The following is a 14,666-nucleotide window of genomic DNA, read 5'->3' as shown; positions in this document are numbered from 1 at the left end:
TCAGCGCACGATGTAGCGCAGTTCGCCGAGGCGCTTGCGGCGCTCTCGCACTTCAGCGGCGACGGTGGCCGCATCGCCTGCCAAAGCTCGCGCGATCCAATCGGCCAGCTGCGGCATGTCGTCGGGCGTGAAGCCCAGGCGCACGATCTCCGGCACGCCGAGCCGCAGGCCGTTGATGTCGCCGTCCACGGGTGCGATCGGCAGGCCGATGCCGCAGGCCAGCAGGCCGCCCTGCGCGAGCTTCTTCGCCGCACGCTGCCCGCCGCCCCAGTGCGCCGCTTCGGCCGCGAGCTGATGCGACTGCGTGAAGCCGCGCGCCTTCGCGAACACGGGCAGGCCTTGCGCATCGAGCGCACGCGCCAGGGCCTGCGCGGTCTCGCGCATCGCGGCCGCATAGGCAACGCCATGCACCTTCCAGTCGAGCAGCCCGCGGGCCAGCGCGGCGGTGCGGCCCGCATCCGAGTTGGCCGTGAGGCCGGGGTAGGCGATGGCGTCGATGCGCTCCATCAGCGCCGCGTCGTTCGACACGATCAGCCCGCCGGCCGGGCCGCCCAGGCTCTTGTAGGTGCTCATGGTGATCGCATGCGCGCCCTGCTCGAGCGGCTGCGGCCACGCCTTGCCGGCCACCATGCCCGAGAGGTGCGCAGCATCGAACAGCAGCTTCGCGCCCACGCTGTCGGCGATCTCGCGGATCGCGGGCACCGGGTGCGGGAACAGGTTCAGGCTGCCGCCGATGGTGATGAGCTTGGGCTTCACCTCGCGCGCCAGCTTCGCCAGCGCAACCACATCGACCGTGTAGCCGTCGGCATCCACCGGCGCGGAGACAGGCTTCAGGCCATAGAGCCCGGCCGCGCCCGCCGCATGGTGCGTGACGTGGCCACCGATGCTGGGCGGCGGCACGATGATCGTGTCGCCGGGCTGGCAGGTCGCCATGAACACGTAGAGATTCGACAGCGCGCCGGAGCTCACGCGCACTTCGGCGAACCTCGCGCCGAACACCTCGGCTGCGAGCTCGGCCGCGACGACCTCGATGCGCTCGATGGCTTCCAGCCCCATCTCGTACTTGTCGCCGGGATAGCCGAGCGACGGGCGCGAGCCGAGCCCGCGCGACAGCAGCGCTTCGGCGGCCGGGTTCATCACGTTGGTGGCGGGGTTGAGGTTCAGTCCCTCGACATCGTGGATGCGGTGGTTGTCGGCCACCAGCCGTTCGATCTCGGCGGCGACGCCCACCGCGTCGCGCGCAGCGGCATCGGCGGCAATGGAGAGCACGTGGTCTTCGCTGGCGGCGGGAACCCAGGGGCGACGTTGCAGGGCGGCTGGCATGCGGTGGATCTCGCTGGAAGTGGTGAATGGCCGCATCGTCGCCTGCCGCCGCCGGACGGGCAAACCGGATAATCTGGGCCTGAGCCCTAGAAAAACTTGGCCTGAAGGATTGCTCCGATGCCGCTCGCACCGCCCCGCCCCCGCCTGCCGCCGCACACGGCCGTGCGCGCCTTCGAGGCAGCTGCGCGCCACGGCAGCTTCGCGCGCGCAGCCGAAGAACTCTTCGTCACGCCGGCCGCCGTCGCACAGCAGATCAAGACGCTGGAGACATGGGCCGGCGGCGCGCTGTTCGAGCGGCACAGCCAGGGCATCCGCCTCAGCGCACACGGGCGGCGCGCGCTGCCGGCGCTCAGTGCGGCCGTCGACCAGCTCGGCCTGGCAGTGCAGGCGCTGCGCCACGAGACGCAGACCGCCGCACGCCGCAGCACGCTGCAGGTGGCCGCCCTGCCGGCCATGGCGCAGCTGTGGCTGTCGCCACGGCTCTCGCGGCTGAAGGCCGCGCTGCCCGGCGTGCAGGTGTCCGTCACCGCGTTGGAGCAGCCGCCGAACTTCCGCCGCGAGCCTTTCGATCTCGGCTTGTTCTATGCGCGGGCCGGTGAGCACATCGAGGCTGCCGTCGGTGCGCAGGCGATTCCGCTCGTGCGCGACCGGCTGCTGCCGGTGTGCAGCCCGCGCCTGCAGCAGCCGTTGCCCAGCGGGCGTCCTCGCTCGCTCGATGACATGGCGGATCTGCTCGCGCGCTGCGGCGGTTTGCACGACACCGTGTGGCGCGACGATTGGCCGCGTTGGCTGCAGGCTGTTCGCCCCGGCTTCACGGCAGCCGAAGCCGAAGCGATGGCTGCCGGGCCGGACTTCTCGCTCTACAGCCTCGCGCTGCAGGCCGCGCTCGATGGCGAAGGCGTGTTGATGGGCCGTGAGCGGCTCGTTGCGCCATTGCTTGCGCAAGGCAAGCTGCATGCGCCTTGGGGACGGCCGAAGGCACTGGGAGACACGGTCATGCTGCTGGTGCCTGCGCACCGCAAGGGGCCGCTGCTCGCACAGCAAGTGCAGGCCCTGCAGGCACTCGCCGCAGCCTGAGCAGCCCTATCGCCGGAAATCCAATCGCCCGTTGGGCCAGCGGCCGTCGATCCGGCGGTTGTCGACGATCAGGCCCACCCAGGGCTGCGTGATGGCCGGATTGCTCAGGTTGATGTAGCGGCCCACAAGCATGTCGGGATCGACATAGCGGACATCGAGCAGGGCCTGCCGCGCGCCGCCATCCCAGTCGAACAGCAAATAGAACCGGCTGCCGGCCACCCGCACGGTGGCCTTGCCCTGCTTCCACGCAGCTTCGGAGTCACCGGGGATCGTCGGATCGGCGCCGCCATTCCAGCGGCTGGACCATGCGCCGACGATCGAGGACGACGCGTCGTTCACCGGCGTGCCCCACGCAGGCGCGTTCGGGTCATCGGGCCCGCCGTGCAATTCGATGCTCTCGGCAAACGCTTCGACATCTGCGCCCTCCGGGTCGGGCGCATCTTCAACGCCGAATGGATTCCGGCTGGGGGATGTGTTGGTGTTCATGGCGCCATCGTGCGCCGGAGTGTGCTGCCACGCATGCCGTTTCCGGACATGCGAACGAAGACGCAAAGGCTACGCGACGCGCTCGGCGATCAGCACCGCGAAGAAGCCGAACGCCGCCAGCAGCGTCCACTTCAACACGATCCACCCGATGCGCCGGTACTTGGCCTGCCCCGTGCCCGCATAGTACGCAAAGCACACGCCTGCCACCAGCAGAAGCAGCAGGATGGCCCAGCGGAAAAGAAGCATGTGGGACTAAAAGCGGACGTGGCCTACCAGGCGCGGGCGACTTCGCCGAAACCGCGCGGTGCGCGCTTCTCGTCCTCGAAGGTCACGACTTCATAGGCGTCGCTGTGCGAAAGCAGTTCGCGCAGCAGCTTGTTGTTGAGCGCATGGCCCGAGCGGAACGCGGTGTAGGCCGCCAGCAGCGGCTTGCCGATGATGTACAGGTCGCCCATGGCATCGAGGATCTTGTGCTTCACGAACTCGTCGTCGTAGCGCAGGCCGCCCGCATTGAGCACCTTGGTGTCGTCCATCACGATGGCGTTGTCGAGGCCGCCACCGAGCGCGAGGCCCTTGCTGCGCATGTACTCGACTTCCTTGGTGAAGCCGAAGGTGCGCGCGCGCGCGATGTCGCGGCTGTACGAGTCGGTGCCTAAATCGAACTCCACGCGCTGGCCGGTGGAGTTGACCACGCGGTGGTCGAAGTCGATCTCGAAGCTCAGCTTGTAGCCGTGGTACGGCTCCAGGCTCGCCCACTTCTCGTTGGCGCCCTCGCCTTCGCGCACCTCGACCTTGCGGGTCACGCGGATGAAGCGGCGCGGCGCCTTCTGCAGCGCGATGCCCGCGCTTTGCAGCAGGAACACGAAGGACGAAGCCGACCCGTCGAGGATCGGCACTTCGTCGGCCGTGATGTCGATGTAGAGGTTGTCGATGCCCAGCCCAGCGCAGGCCGACATCAGGTGTTCGACGGTCTGCACCTTGGCGCCGCCGGTGGAAACGGTGGATGCAAGGCGCGTGTCGGTGACCGCCTCAGCGGTCATGCGGATCTCGGCCGGCTCGGGCAGATCGACACGGCGGAACACGATGCCCGTGTCGGCCGGGGCCGGCCGCAGGGTCAGCTCCACGCGTTGGCCGCTATGGAGCCCCACGCCCACGGCGCGGCTGATCGACTTGAGGGTTCGTTGTTGCAGCACGGCCGGGATTTTAGGCGCGCGACGGGCATGGCGCCCTATGCCCCTCGCTATGGCACCGATAGACATGGGTTCTATGCAATCCCGCCAAAATGGCGCGAAATGGACGCAAAGGGCACGAGGTGAGCGCAGCGCCTAGAGCCAGCAGACGTCCCTTTCAGGTCGTCCCTGTGCCCCTTGCGAACCCTCGTGCCCTCTGCGTCTGGTCGAGTTCACCCCGCGATGGTCTCCAGCGAGACCATCGAATGGGGTGTCCTCTTAATCTGCCTGGCGGCGCAGGAAGGCCGGGATCTCGAAGTCGTCCATGCCGCCCGAAGACAGCGCGTCCACCTTCGCTGCAGCCATCGTGCGGTTGGTGCGCCACACGCTGGGAACGGCCATGCCGTCGTAGTTGGGCTGGCTGTGGCCGCCACCACTGGCGTGCCCCGTACCACCGAGCGTCGGCACGTTGAACGGGATGTTGTCGGTGCCGGTGCGGATCACTTCCAGCGTCGGTGCCTGGCGGCGGGCATCGGCACGCGACAGGCCGGTGGCCACCACGGTCACGCGCATCTCGTCGCCCAGGCTGTCGTCGTAGGCAGCCCCGTAGATCACGTGCGCATCCGGCGAAGCGTAGGCACGGATGGTGTTCATCGCGAGCTTCGATTCGTTCAGCTTCAGCGAGCCCTTCGACGCCGTCACCAGCACCAGCACGCCCTTGGCGCCCGAGAGGTCGATGCCTTCGAGCAGCGGGCAGGCCACGGCCTGCTCGGCTGCGATGCGCGCGCGGTCCGGTCCAGCTGCGGCAGCGGTGCCCATCATGGCCTTGCCGGGTTCGCCCATCACGGTGCGCACGTCTTCGAAGTCGACGTTCACGCCGCCGTACTCGTTGATGATTTCCGAGATGCCGCCCACGGCGTTCTTCAGCACGTCGTTGGCTTGCGCAAAGGCTTCGTCCTGCGTGACGTCTTCGCCCAGCACGTCGAGCAGCTTCTCGTTGAGCACCACGATCAGCGAGTCGACGTTGGCTTCGAGCTCGGCCAGGCCGGCGTCGGCGTTAGTCATGCGGCGACCGCCTTCCCAGTCGAAGGGCTTGGTCACCACACCCACGGTGAGGATGCCCATTTCCTTCGCGACGCGCGCGATGACCGGAGCAGCGCCGGTGCCGGTGCCGCCGCCCATGCCGGCCGTGATGAACAGCATGTGCGCGCCGTCGATGGCCGCGCGGATGTCGTCCACCGCGAGCTCGGCCGCTTCACGGCCCTTGTCGGGCTTGCTGCCCGCACCCAGGCCGCTGGTGCCGAGCTGGATGATCTTGTGCGCGCTGCTGCGCTGCAGTGCCTGTGCGTCGGTGTTCGCGCAGACGAACTGAACGCCCTGCACACCGCGTTCCATCATGTGGGCGACCGCATTGCCGCCGCCACCGCCAACACCGATCACCTTGATCTGCGTGCCCTGATTGAACTCTTCGACTTCGATCATTTCGATGGTCATTTTTAACTCCTTGAATCTTGCAGTTGCCGTTTTGTGTCTATGAATAATTCTTGTGCCGTGACGAGATCAACGATGCGTCCGTCACGATGGTGGACCTGTTCGTCGCCATCGCTCGTTGAAATGCAATGGGGGGCTGCCACGCGCGAGCCAGAGTGGAGACTTGATCATGGCTAGAAATTCCCCACGATGAAGTCTTTGAAACGTCCGAATGCAGTCTTTACCGACCCATTCTTCTGCGCGACCTTGAAGCCACGCATGCGCGCGAACCGTGCTTCTTCGAGCAGGCCCATCACCGTCGCTGCGCGAGGCTGCGCGACCATGTCTGACAGCGCGCTCGAATACTTCGGGATGCCTCGGCGCACGGGCTTCAGGAAGATGTCCTCGCCGAGCTCGACCATGCCGGGCATCACCGCGCTGCCGCCCGTGAGCACCACGCCCGACGACAGCACCTCTTCGTAGCCCGACTCGCGCACCACCTGCTGCACCAGCGAGAAGATCTCTTCGATGCGCGGCTCGATCACGCCGGCCAGCGCCTGCTTGCTCAGCATGCGCGGGCCGCGGTCGCCGAGGCCCGGCACTTCGACTTGCGTGTCGGGGTCGGCCAGCAGTTGCTTGGCATAGCCGTTCTCGACCTTGATGTCTTCCGCGTCCTTCGTCGGCGTGCGCAGCGCCATGGCGATGTCGCTCGTGATGAGGTCGCCCGCGATCGGGATCACGGCCGTGTGGCGGATCGCGCCGTTGGTGAAGATCGCCACGTCGGTCGTGCCCGCGCCGATGTCGACCAGCACCACGCCGAGTTCGCGTTCGTCCTCGGTCAGCACCGCCTGGCTCGAGGCCAGCGGATTCAGCATCAGCTGGTCGACTTCGAGGCCGCAGCGGCGCACGCACTTGATGATGTTCTCGGCCGCGCTCTGCGCACCGGTCACGATGTGCACCTTGGCCTCGAGCCGCATGCCGCTCATGCCGATCGGCTCCTTCACGTCCTGGCCGTCGATCACGAACTCCTGCGGCTCCACCAGCAGCAGGCGCTGGTCGCTGGAGATGTTGATGGCGCGCGCCGTCTCCACCACGCGGGCCACGTCGGCGGGCGTCACTTCCTTGTCCTTCACCGCCACCATGCCGCTCGAATTGATGCCGCGGATGTGGCTGCCGGTGATGCCGGTGTAGACGCGGCTGATCTTGCAGTCGGCCATCAGCTCGGCCTCTTTCAGGGCCTGCTGGATGCTCTGCACGGTGGCGTCGATGTTCACCACCACGCCGCGCTTCAAGCCGTTGCTCGGCGCAATGCCGAGGCCGGCCAGCTTGAGCTCGCCTCCGGGCAGCACTTCGGCCACGACCACCATCACCTTGGCGGTGCCGATGTCGAGTCCTACGACCAGGTCTTTGTATTCTTTAGGCATTGAGATATGTCCTCGATTTCTCGATGAGCGCTACTTGATTTTTCTTGGGGCCTCTGGCGAGACCGTGGTGACGCCGCGCAGCCGCAATGCATACGCGTCGTTGTGTCGCAGGTCGGCGCCCTCGACGTCGGCCATCGTGCGGCGGTACTGGCCCGCGACCTGGGTCACGGTCTTCAGGAACCGCTGCAGTCGTGCCGTCACCTCCTCGCTCTGGCCGCGGCCGAGCTCTATCTCGGCACCGCTGTCGAGCACCACCTTCCAGCTGCCCCGGCTCGACAGCGTGAGCTCGTCGATGCTCATGTCGTAAGGCTGGAACTGCGGCTGCAGCACGCGGTACATCCCCAGCACCTGGCCGGCCTGTTCGATCGGGCCGTCCAGGCGCGGCAGGTTGTCGTCCACCTCGGCCACGTTGGCCTCGAACACGTCGCCGAAGCCGTTGATCAGCTTCGAGCCCGCGTCGTCGCCCCAGTTGGCCACCGGCACCTGCTCGGTCAGCGTCACGCGCAGCTTGTTCGGGAACTCGCGCCGCACCACCGCGCTGCGCACCCACGGCACCGACTCGAAGGCGGCGCGTGCGCGCCCCAGGTCGATGGTGAAGAAGTTGCCCGTGAGCTGCGGCGCCACATTGGCGCGCAGCGTGACTGCGTTGTTGTGCGTGACCTCGCCGTCCACCTTGATGCCGCCGATGGGGAAGAAAGGCTGCCGCAGCACCCACCACGCACCCGCCGCCAGCAGCATGAGCGCCACCATCGCGAAGGCAATGTTCGCGACGATGTTCATGAGCTTGACGTCGAAGGGAGCGGGGATGCTGTCGGCCATGGCTATAGCGAGCCTCCCGTTGCGTCGAGCGCGGCCGAGGCCAGCACCCGCAGGCACAGGTCTTCGTACGCGATGCCCGCGGCGCGGGCCGACATCGGCACCAGCGAATGGCTGGTCATGCCGGGCGAGGTGTTCATCTCCAGCAGGAAGGGCTTGCGGTCGCTGGCGCGGATCATCACGTCGGCGCGGCCCCAGCCGCGGCAGCCGAGCGTGCGATAGGCAGCCAGCGTGATGCGCTGGATCTCGTGCTCTTCCGCTTCGGGCAGGCCGCTCGGGCACTGGTACTTCACGTCGTCGGTGAAGTACTTGTTCTGGTAGTCGTAGGCGCCTTCGGGTGCGGAGATGCGCACCACCGGCAGCGCGCGCGCGTCGAGCCCGTGGCCGAGCACCGCGCAGGTCACTTCCTCGCCTTCGATGAATTCCTCGCAGAGCACGTCGGCGTCGTACTTGGCCGACAGCGTGATCGCGTCCTGCATCTGCGAGTAGCCCTCGACCTTGGTCACGCCGATGGAGGAGCCCTCGCGCGGCGGCTTCACGATCAGCGGCAGGCCGAGCACGTCGGGCACGGCCATGATCTGCTCGCGGCTTTGCTGGTCGAAGGCCAGGCGCACGTACTTGGGCGTCGGCAGGCCATCGGCCTGCCAGATGCGCTTGGTCATGACCTTGTCCATGGCCACGCTGGAAGCCATCACGCCCGAGCCGGTGTAGGGAATGCCGAGCAGTTCGAGCGCACCCTGCACCGTGCCGTCCTCGCCATGACGGCCGTGCAGCGCGACGAAGCAGCGCGCGAAGCCTTCGCGCTTCAGGTCGGCCAGATCGCGCTGCGAGGGGTCGAAGGCGTGCGCATCGACACCGCGCGAGCGCAGGGCTTCGAGTACGCCGGTGCCCGACATCAACGAGATTTCGCGTTCGGCGGAACTGCCGCCGAACAGGACGGCAACCTTGCCGAAGAGTTTGGGGTCCTGAAGGCTCATGAGGCCCTCCCTTTGCGCAAATCGCGCTGCGATGTTGAGGGTGCGACGGCGGTGACAGCCGCTGCGCCGAGTTCGACGACCTTGCCCGGTACCGCGCCGATGGAGCCGGCGCCCATGGAAAGCACCACGTCGCCCGCGCGGGCGTTGTCGAGAATGGCTTGCGGCATGGCGGCGATGTCGTCGACGAACACCGGCTCGACCTTGCCGGCCACGCGCAGCGCGCGCGCCAGTGTGCGGCCATCGGCCGCCACGATGGGCGCCTCGCCCGCGGCGTAGACCTCGCCGAGCAACACGGAGTCGGCCGTGCCGATGACCTTCACGAAGTCTTCGAAGCAGTCGCGCGTGCGGGTGTAGCGGTGCGGCTGGAAGGCCAGCACCAGCCGGCGGCCCGGGAACGCGCCGCGCGCGGCGGCGATGGTGGCCGCCATCTCGACGGGGTGATGGCCGTAGTCGTCGATCACGGTGAAGGTGCCGGCAGCGGCGTCGCCTTGCACAGCCACGTCGCCGTAGCTCTGGAAGCGTCGGCCCACGCCCTTGAAGCCCGCAAGGCCGCGCTGCACGGCTTCGTCGGGAATGCCGAGCTCCACAGCCACCGCGATCACCGACAGCGCATTGCGCACGTTGTGCTCGCCCGGCAGGTTCAGCACGATGGGCAGGTCGGGCAGCGTCACGCCGTTGCGGCGCTGCGCGGTGAAGTGCATCTGGCCGCCGACGGCGCGCACGTCGATGGCGCGCACCTGGGCATCCTCGCCGAAGCCGTAGCTGGTGACCGGGCAGGTCACATCAGCCACGATCTCGCGCACCGCCGGATCGTCGGTGCAGAGAATGGCCACGCCGTAGAACGGCATGCGGTGCAGGAAGTCGACGAAGGCTTTCTTGAGCTTCGCGAAGTCGTGTCCGTAGGTTTCCATGTGGTCGGCGTCGATGTTCGTGACCACCGCCATCACGGGCAGCAGGTTCAGGAACGAGGCGTCCGACTCGTCGGCCTCGACCACGATGTAGTCGCCGCTGCCGAGTTGCGCGTTGGCGCCGGCGCTGTTGAGGCGACCGCCGATCACGAAGGTCGGGTCGAGCCCGGCGGCGTCGAGCACGCTCGCCACCAGGCTGGTGGTGGTGGTCTTGCCGTGCGTGCCGGCAATGGCAATGCCCTGCTTCAGGCGCATCAGCTCGGCCAGCATCAGCGCGCGCGGCACCACGGGAATGCGCTTCTCGCGCGCGGCCAGCACTTCGGGGTTGTCCGGCTGCACGGCGGTGGAGGTGACGACCGCGTCCGCGCCGTCGATGTGCGCGGCGGCGTGGCCCACGAAGGTGCCGATGCCCAGGCCCGCGAGCCGGCGCAGCGTGGCGCTGTCGGACAGGTCGGATCCGGTGATCTTGTAGCCCAGGTTCAGCAGCACTTCGGCGATGCCGCTCATGCCGGAACCACCGATGCCCACGAAATGGATGTGACGAATAGCGTGCTTCATTTGGCAAGCTCCTCGCAGGCGCGGACGACGGCCTCGACGGCTTCGGTCTTCTGCATGGTCTTGGCCTTTGTGGCCTTGTCGATCAGCGCGGTGCGCTCGGTTTTCTGTAGCAAGTCAGCCAGCAATTCAGGAGTGAGGTCGGCCTGCTGCACGAGCCATCCGCCGCCCGCGTCCACGAGGAAGCGCGCGTTGGTGGTCTGGTGGTCGTCGACCGCCGAGGGGAAAGGCACGAACAGCGCTGCTGCGCCGACGGCCGCGATTTCTGTGACGGTGCTGGCGCCGGCGCGCGCGACGATGATGTCGGCGTCGGCATAGGCCCGCGCGGTGTCTTCGATGAAGGGCGTGAGCTCGCCTTCGACGCCGGCCGCCGTGTAGTTGGCGCGCAGTTCGTCGATCTGCTTGGCGCCGCTCTGGTGCAGCACCTGCGGGCGCGTGGCCGGCTCGATGCGCGCCAGGGCCTGCGGCACAACAGTGTTGAGGCCGCGTGCGCCGAGGCTGCCGCCCACCACCAGCAATTTCAGCGGACCGGTACGGCCCGCGAAACGCGTGGCCGGATCGGGCTGCGAGGTGAAGGCCGCGCGCAGCGGGTTGCCCACCCATTGCGCCTTCTTGATCACGTTCGGGAAAGCCGTGAACACGCGGTCGGCCACGCCCGCCAGCACCTTGTTGGCGAGGCCGGCGACCGAGTTCTGCTCGTGCAGCACCAGCGGCTTGTTGAGCAGCACGCCCATCATTCCGCCCGGAAAAGTGATGTAGCCGCCAAGGCCCACCAGCACGTCGGGCTTCACGCGGCGCACCACGCGCAGGCTCTGCCAGAAGGCGCGCAGCAGCTTCAGCGGCAGCAGGAACAGCGTGAGCGGGCCTTTGCCGCGCACGCCGCCGAACTGCACGGGCTCGAAGGCAAAGCCGCGCGGCGGCACGAGTTTTTCTTCCATGCTGCCGGGCGCGCCCAGCCAGTGAACCTGCCAGCCGCGCTCGCGCAGGGCCTCGGCCACCGCGAGCCCCGGGAAGATGTGGCCGCCCGTGCCGCCTGCCATGACCAAAGCGGTACGCGTCATACGCGACCTCCGCGCATGAGCACACGGTTTTCGTAGTCGATGCGCAGCACGATGGCCAGCGCCACGAGGTTCATCAGGATGGCCGAACCGCCGAAGCTCATCAGCGGCAAGGTCAGGCCCTTGGTCGGCAGCGCGCCCAGGTTCACGCCCATGTTGATGAAGGTCTGGAAGCCGAGCCACACGCCCACGCCTTGGGCCACGAGGCCCGAGAACACGCGGTCCAGCGCAATCGCCTGGCGGCCGATGTGCATGATGCGGCGCGTGAGCCAGAGGAACAGGCCGATGATCAGCAGCACGCCGACCAGGCCGAACTCTTCGCCGATCACGGCCAGCAGGAAGTCGGTGTGCGCCTCGGGCAGCCAGTGCAGCTTCTCGACGCTGCCGCCCAGGCCCACGCCGAAGATCTCGCCGCGCCCGATGGCGATCAGCGAGTGCGACAGCTGGTAGCCCTTGCCCAGCGCGTGCTCTTCGCTCCACGGATCGAGGTACGCAAAGATGCGCTCGCGGCGCCACGGGCTGCTCGCGACGATGGTGCCGAAGGCCACCACCACCAGCGCGGCGATCACGAAGAACATGCGCGCGTTCACGCCGCCCAGGAACAGGATGCCCATGGCGATCACGGCGATCACCATGAACGCGCCCATGTCGGGCTCGGCCATCACCAGCATGCCGACCACCACCACCGCGATGCCCATCGGCAGTACGGCGCGGAAGAAGCGCTCCTTGATCTCCATCTTGCGCACCATGTAGCTGGCGGCGTAGAGCACCATCGCGAGCTTGGCCAGCTCCGAGGGCTGGAAGCGCATGAAGCCCATCGGCAGCCAGCGGCGCGCGCCGTTCACGTTGATGCCGATGTGCGGAATGAGCACGGCCACCAGCAGCAGCAGCGAGGCCACGAAGAGCCAGGGCGCGGCGCGCTCCCAGGTCTTCATCGGGATCTGGAAGGCGAGCAGCGCGGCGATGAACGCGAAGATCACCGAAGCCGCGTGCCGCGTGAGGAAGTACGAGGCGCTGTAGCCCGCGCGTGCGAAGCGCGGGTTGTCGGGCAGCGCGATGGAGGCCGAATACACCATGATCAGGCCCCAGGTCAGCAGCGCGACCGTGACCCAGACCAGCGCCTGGTCGAAACCCAGCACGCGCATCGGCGTGGCTTTTGTCTGCGCGATGCCGGCGCCGCCCAGCCGCACGGGCAGGTGCACCGGCAGCGAGTCGATCCCGCTGCGGGCGCGCCTGAACCAGCTGCCGAAGCGGCTGGTGGATGCGTTGGGCGTGGCGCCTGAGGCGGCAGAGTTCAAACCGTGTCCTCCGTCGTCGAACCGCCCATGCCGCGCGGGCTGTCCTCGTAGGCCTGCACGGCCTCGCGGAACACCTCGGCGCGGTGCGCGTAGTCCTTGAACATGTCGAAGCTCGCACAGGCCGGTGACAGCAGCACGGCGTCGCCGGGGTTGGCGCGCGCGGACGCGAGCTTCACCGCCTCGTCCATCGAGGCGGCATGTAGCAGCGAGACGCCGGTCGATGCCAGCGCGGCTTCGATGAGCGGTGCGTCGCGGCCGATGAGCACCACGGCGCGCGCGTACTGGCGCACGGGTTCGGCCAGCGGTTCGAAGTCTTGTCCCTTGCCATCGCCGCCGAGGATGACGACCACGCGGCGCTCTTCGCCCAGGCCGATCAACGCGGCCACGGTGGCGCCGACGTTGGTGCCCTTGCTGTCGTCGAAGTACTCGACCTCGTCCACGATGGCGATCGGCTCCACGCGGTGCGGCTCGCCGTGGTATTCGCGCAGGCCGTAGAGCATGGGGCCCAGCGGGCAGTCGGCGGCGCTGGCCAGCGCGAGTGCGGCCAGTGCGTTCATTGCGTTGTGGCGGCCGCGGATGCGCAGCGCGTCGGCGGGCATCAGGCGCTGCAGGAAGATTTCTTCTTCCACCACGGCGCCGCGCTTGCGTTTCTGCGTTTCGTCGGCTTCCAGCGCGCGCACCAGCCAGGCCATGCCGTTGACGCGCTCGATGCCGTAGTCACCCGGGCGCAGCGGCATGGCCGCGCCGAAGGTGACGTGCGTGCGGATCTGCGGGCGCTGCAGCTTGACCCTGACGGGCGCGGGCAGCATCGCCATCACGCCGGCATCGTCGCGGTTGAGGATCATCAGCCCGTGCGCGCCGAAGATACGCGCCTTGGCCGCCGCGTAGGCCGGCATGTCGCCATGCCAGTCGAGGTGGTCCTGCGTGAGGTTGAGCACGGTGGCGGCCGTGGGCTCGAAGCCCTGCACGCCGTCGAGCTGGAAGCTGGACAGTTCGAGCACCCACACGTCGGGCAGCGTGTCGGCATCCATGTGCGCCGAGAGCGTGTCGAGCAGCGTCGGGCCGATGTTGCCGGCCACGGCCACAGTCTTGCCCGCACGCTCGACCAGCTGGCCGGTGAGCGAGGTGACGGTGGTCTTGCCGTTGGTGCCGGTGATGGCGAGCACCGCGGGCGCATAGCCCTTGGGGGCTTCGGGCTCGACGGTGGGCGCCAGCTCGAGCTGCGGCGATTCTTCTTCGACGGCGGCCGAGGCCGGGTTGGTGGCGGAGATTTCGGCGATCTTGGCGACGAACTCCGCGGCTTCCCTGGCGGCGGTCGGGACGTAGGGCTTGCCGGTGACGGGCAGGCGGGAAGCGGTGGCGGATGCAGGAGCCGAAGCCTCGGAGGACTCGGGGACAACGGCGGGCACTTCCGGCGCGGGCTCGGCCGCCGGCTCGATGACTTCTGCGGCCTCGGGCGACAGCGGCACGGCGACACTCATCGACGGATCGCGCGGCATCGCTTCAGCCTGCGCGGGCACGGTCGGCTCGGGCACGGTTTCGGCGGGGACTTCGGGCGCTTCGGCTTCGACAGGCTCGGGCGGCTGTGGCTGTTGTACCGGCTCGGCCACGGCTTCAGCCTGCTCGACGTGCGCGGGCTCGTCCAGCGGCAGTTGCGCCTGCGCCTGCGGCTCGGCGGCTTCCACGGGCGCTTCGGCTGCCGGCTCGATGGGTGCTTCCGCCTCGGGTTCCGGCTCGGCCTCGACCACCGGCACTTCCACCGTCCGCAGGTCCAGCAACGCACGCGCGAACAGATCCAGCTCGCCACCGACCGGCAGGCCGACAGCACGCGCCGCTTCCACCACCGGCGCAATGGTCGCGGGCGACAGCCCCGGCGAGCGATACACCGCGCGGATCGGCGTGCCTTCGACCAGTGCAGCCGTGAACGGCCCGCCGACGAACGTCACCCCGGGCAGCTCCGCCTGCAGCGTCGCGAGCAATGCCGGCGCCTCGCGCGTGTCGGCCACGGTCACGACGGCGCCGTGGCGCGCGCACCAGCGCGTCATCGCCAGCCCGGACGCACCGAGGCCGAGGATGAGAACGGGGAGGTCTTTCAGATGCCGCAT

The 14,666-nt window shown here is 68.3% G+C and carries 13 protein-coding genes; 1 reads left to right on the top strand and 12 read right to left on the bottom strand.

The genetic code is table 11. The features are described from left to right. The gene (glyA, locus tag ACTG4X_RS06605) at positions 1-1,323 is read right to left on the bottom strand and encodes a serine hydroxymethyltransferase (RefSeq protein WP_440533490.1); all 1,323 of its coding nucleotides are present in this window, start codon (positions 1,321-1,323) and stop codon (positions 1-3) included. 117 nt (positions 1,324-1,440) lie between these two features. On the opposite strand from glyA, the gene ACTG4X_RS06600 reads away from it, so the two are divergent. Next, a complete protein-coding gene (locus ACTG4X_RS06600; protein WP_097200131.1) occupies positions 1,441-2,400 on the top strand; it encodes a LysR family transcriptional regulator in 960 nt (319 codons plus the stop codon). A 6-nt stretch (positions 2,401-2,406) separates the two neighbouring features. Here the strand turns inward: ACTG4X_RS06600 and ACTG4X_RS06595 are convergent, their stop codons facing one another. From ACTG4X_RS06595 to murD, 11 genes are all read right to left on the bottom strand, one after another. Continuing rightward, the gene (locus ACTG4X_RS06595; protein WP_097200132.1) at positions 2,407-2,886 is read right to left on the bottom strand and encodes a hypothetical protein; all 480 of its coding nucleotides are present in this window, start codon (positions 2,884-2,886) and stop codon (positions 2,407-2,409) included. 69 nt (positions 2,887-2,955) lie between these two features. Then, complete coding sequence (locus ACTG4X_RS06590) at positions 2,956-3,132, bottom strand: hypothetical protein (RefSeq protein WP_179830483.1); 177 nt, start codon at positions 3,130-3,132, stop codon at positions 2,956-2,958. A 23-nt stretch (positions 3,133-3,155) separates the two neighbouring features. Continuing rightward, on the bottom strand, positions 3,156-4,079 hold the full coding sequence (gene lpxC / locus ACTG4X_RS06585; RefSeq protein WP_176928810.1) for a UDP-3-O-acyl-N-acetylglucosamine deacetylase: 924 nt from the start codon (positions 4,077-4,079) through the stop codon (positions 3,156-3,158). 255 nt (positions 4,080-4,334) lie between these two features. Beyond that, the gene (gene ftsZ / locus ACTG4X_RS06580) at positions 4,335-5,549 is read right to left on the bottom strand and encodes a cell division protein FtsZ (RefSeq protein WP_093056258.1); all 1,215 of its coding nucleotides are present in this window, start codon (positions 5,547-5,549) and stop codon (positions 4,335-4,337) included. A 170-nt stretch (positions 5,550-5,719) separates the two neighbouring features. After that, the gene (ftsA, locus tag ACTG4X_RS06575; RefSeq protein ID WP_007832444.1) at positions 5,720-6,949 is read right to left on the bottom strand and encodes a cell division protein FtsA; all 1,230 of its coding nucleotides are present in this window, start codon (positions 6,947-6,949) and stop codon (positions 5,720-5,722) included. 30 nt (positions 6,950-6,979) lie between these two features. Beyond that, positions 6,980-7,768: a cell division protein FtsQ/DivIB gene (locus tag ACTG4X_RS06570; RefSeq protein ID WP_093078611.1), complete on the bottom strand. Its 789-nt coding sequence runs from the start codon at positions 7,766-7,768 to the stop codon at positions 6,980-6,982. Between the two features lie 2 nt (positions 7,769-7,770). Continuing rightward, positions 7,771-8,742, bottom strand: a complete 972-nt coding sequence (locus ACTG4X_RS06565) for a D-alanine--D-alanine ligase (RefSeq protein WP_093056262.1) — start codon at positions 8,740-8,742, stop codon at positions 7,771-7,773. After that, entirely contained in the window at positions 8,739-10,208 is a 1,470-nt protein-coding gene (gene murC, locus ACTG4X_RS06560) for a UDP-N-acetylmuramate--L-alanine ligase (protein WP_440533489.1), read from the bottom strand. The genes ACTG4X_RS06565 and murC overlap by 4 nt, the downstream gene beginning before the upstream one ends. Further along, the gene (gene murG, locus ACTG4X_RS06555) at positions 10,205-11,266 is read right to left on the bottom strand and encodes an undecaprenyldiphospho-muramoylpentapeptide beta-N-acetylglucosaminyltransferase (protein WP_440533488.1); all 1,062 of its coding nucleotides are present in this window, start codon (positions 11,264-11,266) and stop codon (positions 10,205-10,207) included. Before murG ends, murC begins: the two co-directional genes overlap by 4 nt. After that, a complete protein-coding gene (gene ftsW / locus ACTG4X_RS06550) occupies positions 11,263-12,561 on the bottom strand; it encodes a putative lipid II flippase FtsW (protein WP_440533487.1) in 1,299 nt (432 codons plus the stop codon). The genes murG and ftsW overlap by 4 nt, the downstream gene beginning before the upstream one ends. Beyond that, positions 12,558-14,666 (bottom strand): UDP-N-acetylmuramoyl-L-alanine--D-glutamate ligase, encoded by a 2,109-nt coding sequence (gene murD / locus ACTG4X_RS06545; protein WP_440533486.1) that lies wholly within the window; start codon positions 14,664-14,666, stop codon positions 12,558-12,560. Before murD ends, ftsW begins: the two co-directional genes overlap by 4 nt.

Source organism: Variovorax sp. YR566, from assembly GCF_051992195.1.
GTDB lineage: Bacteria > Pseudomonadota > Gammaproteobacteria > Burkholderiales > Burkholderiaceae_C > Variovorax.
This window is presented reverse-complemented; position numbering and strand designations above follow the sequence as displayed.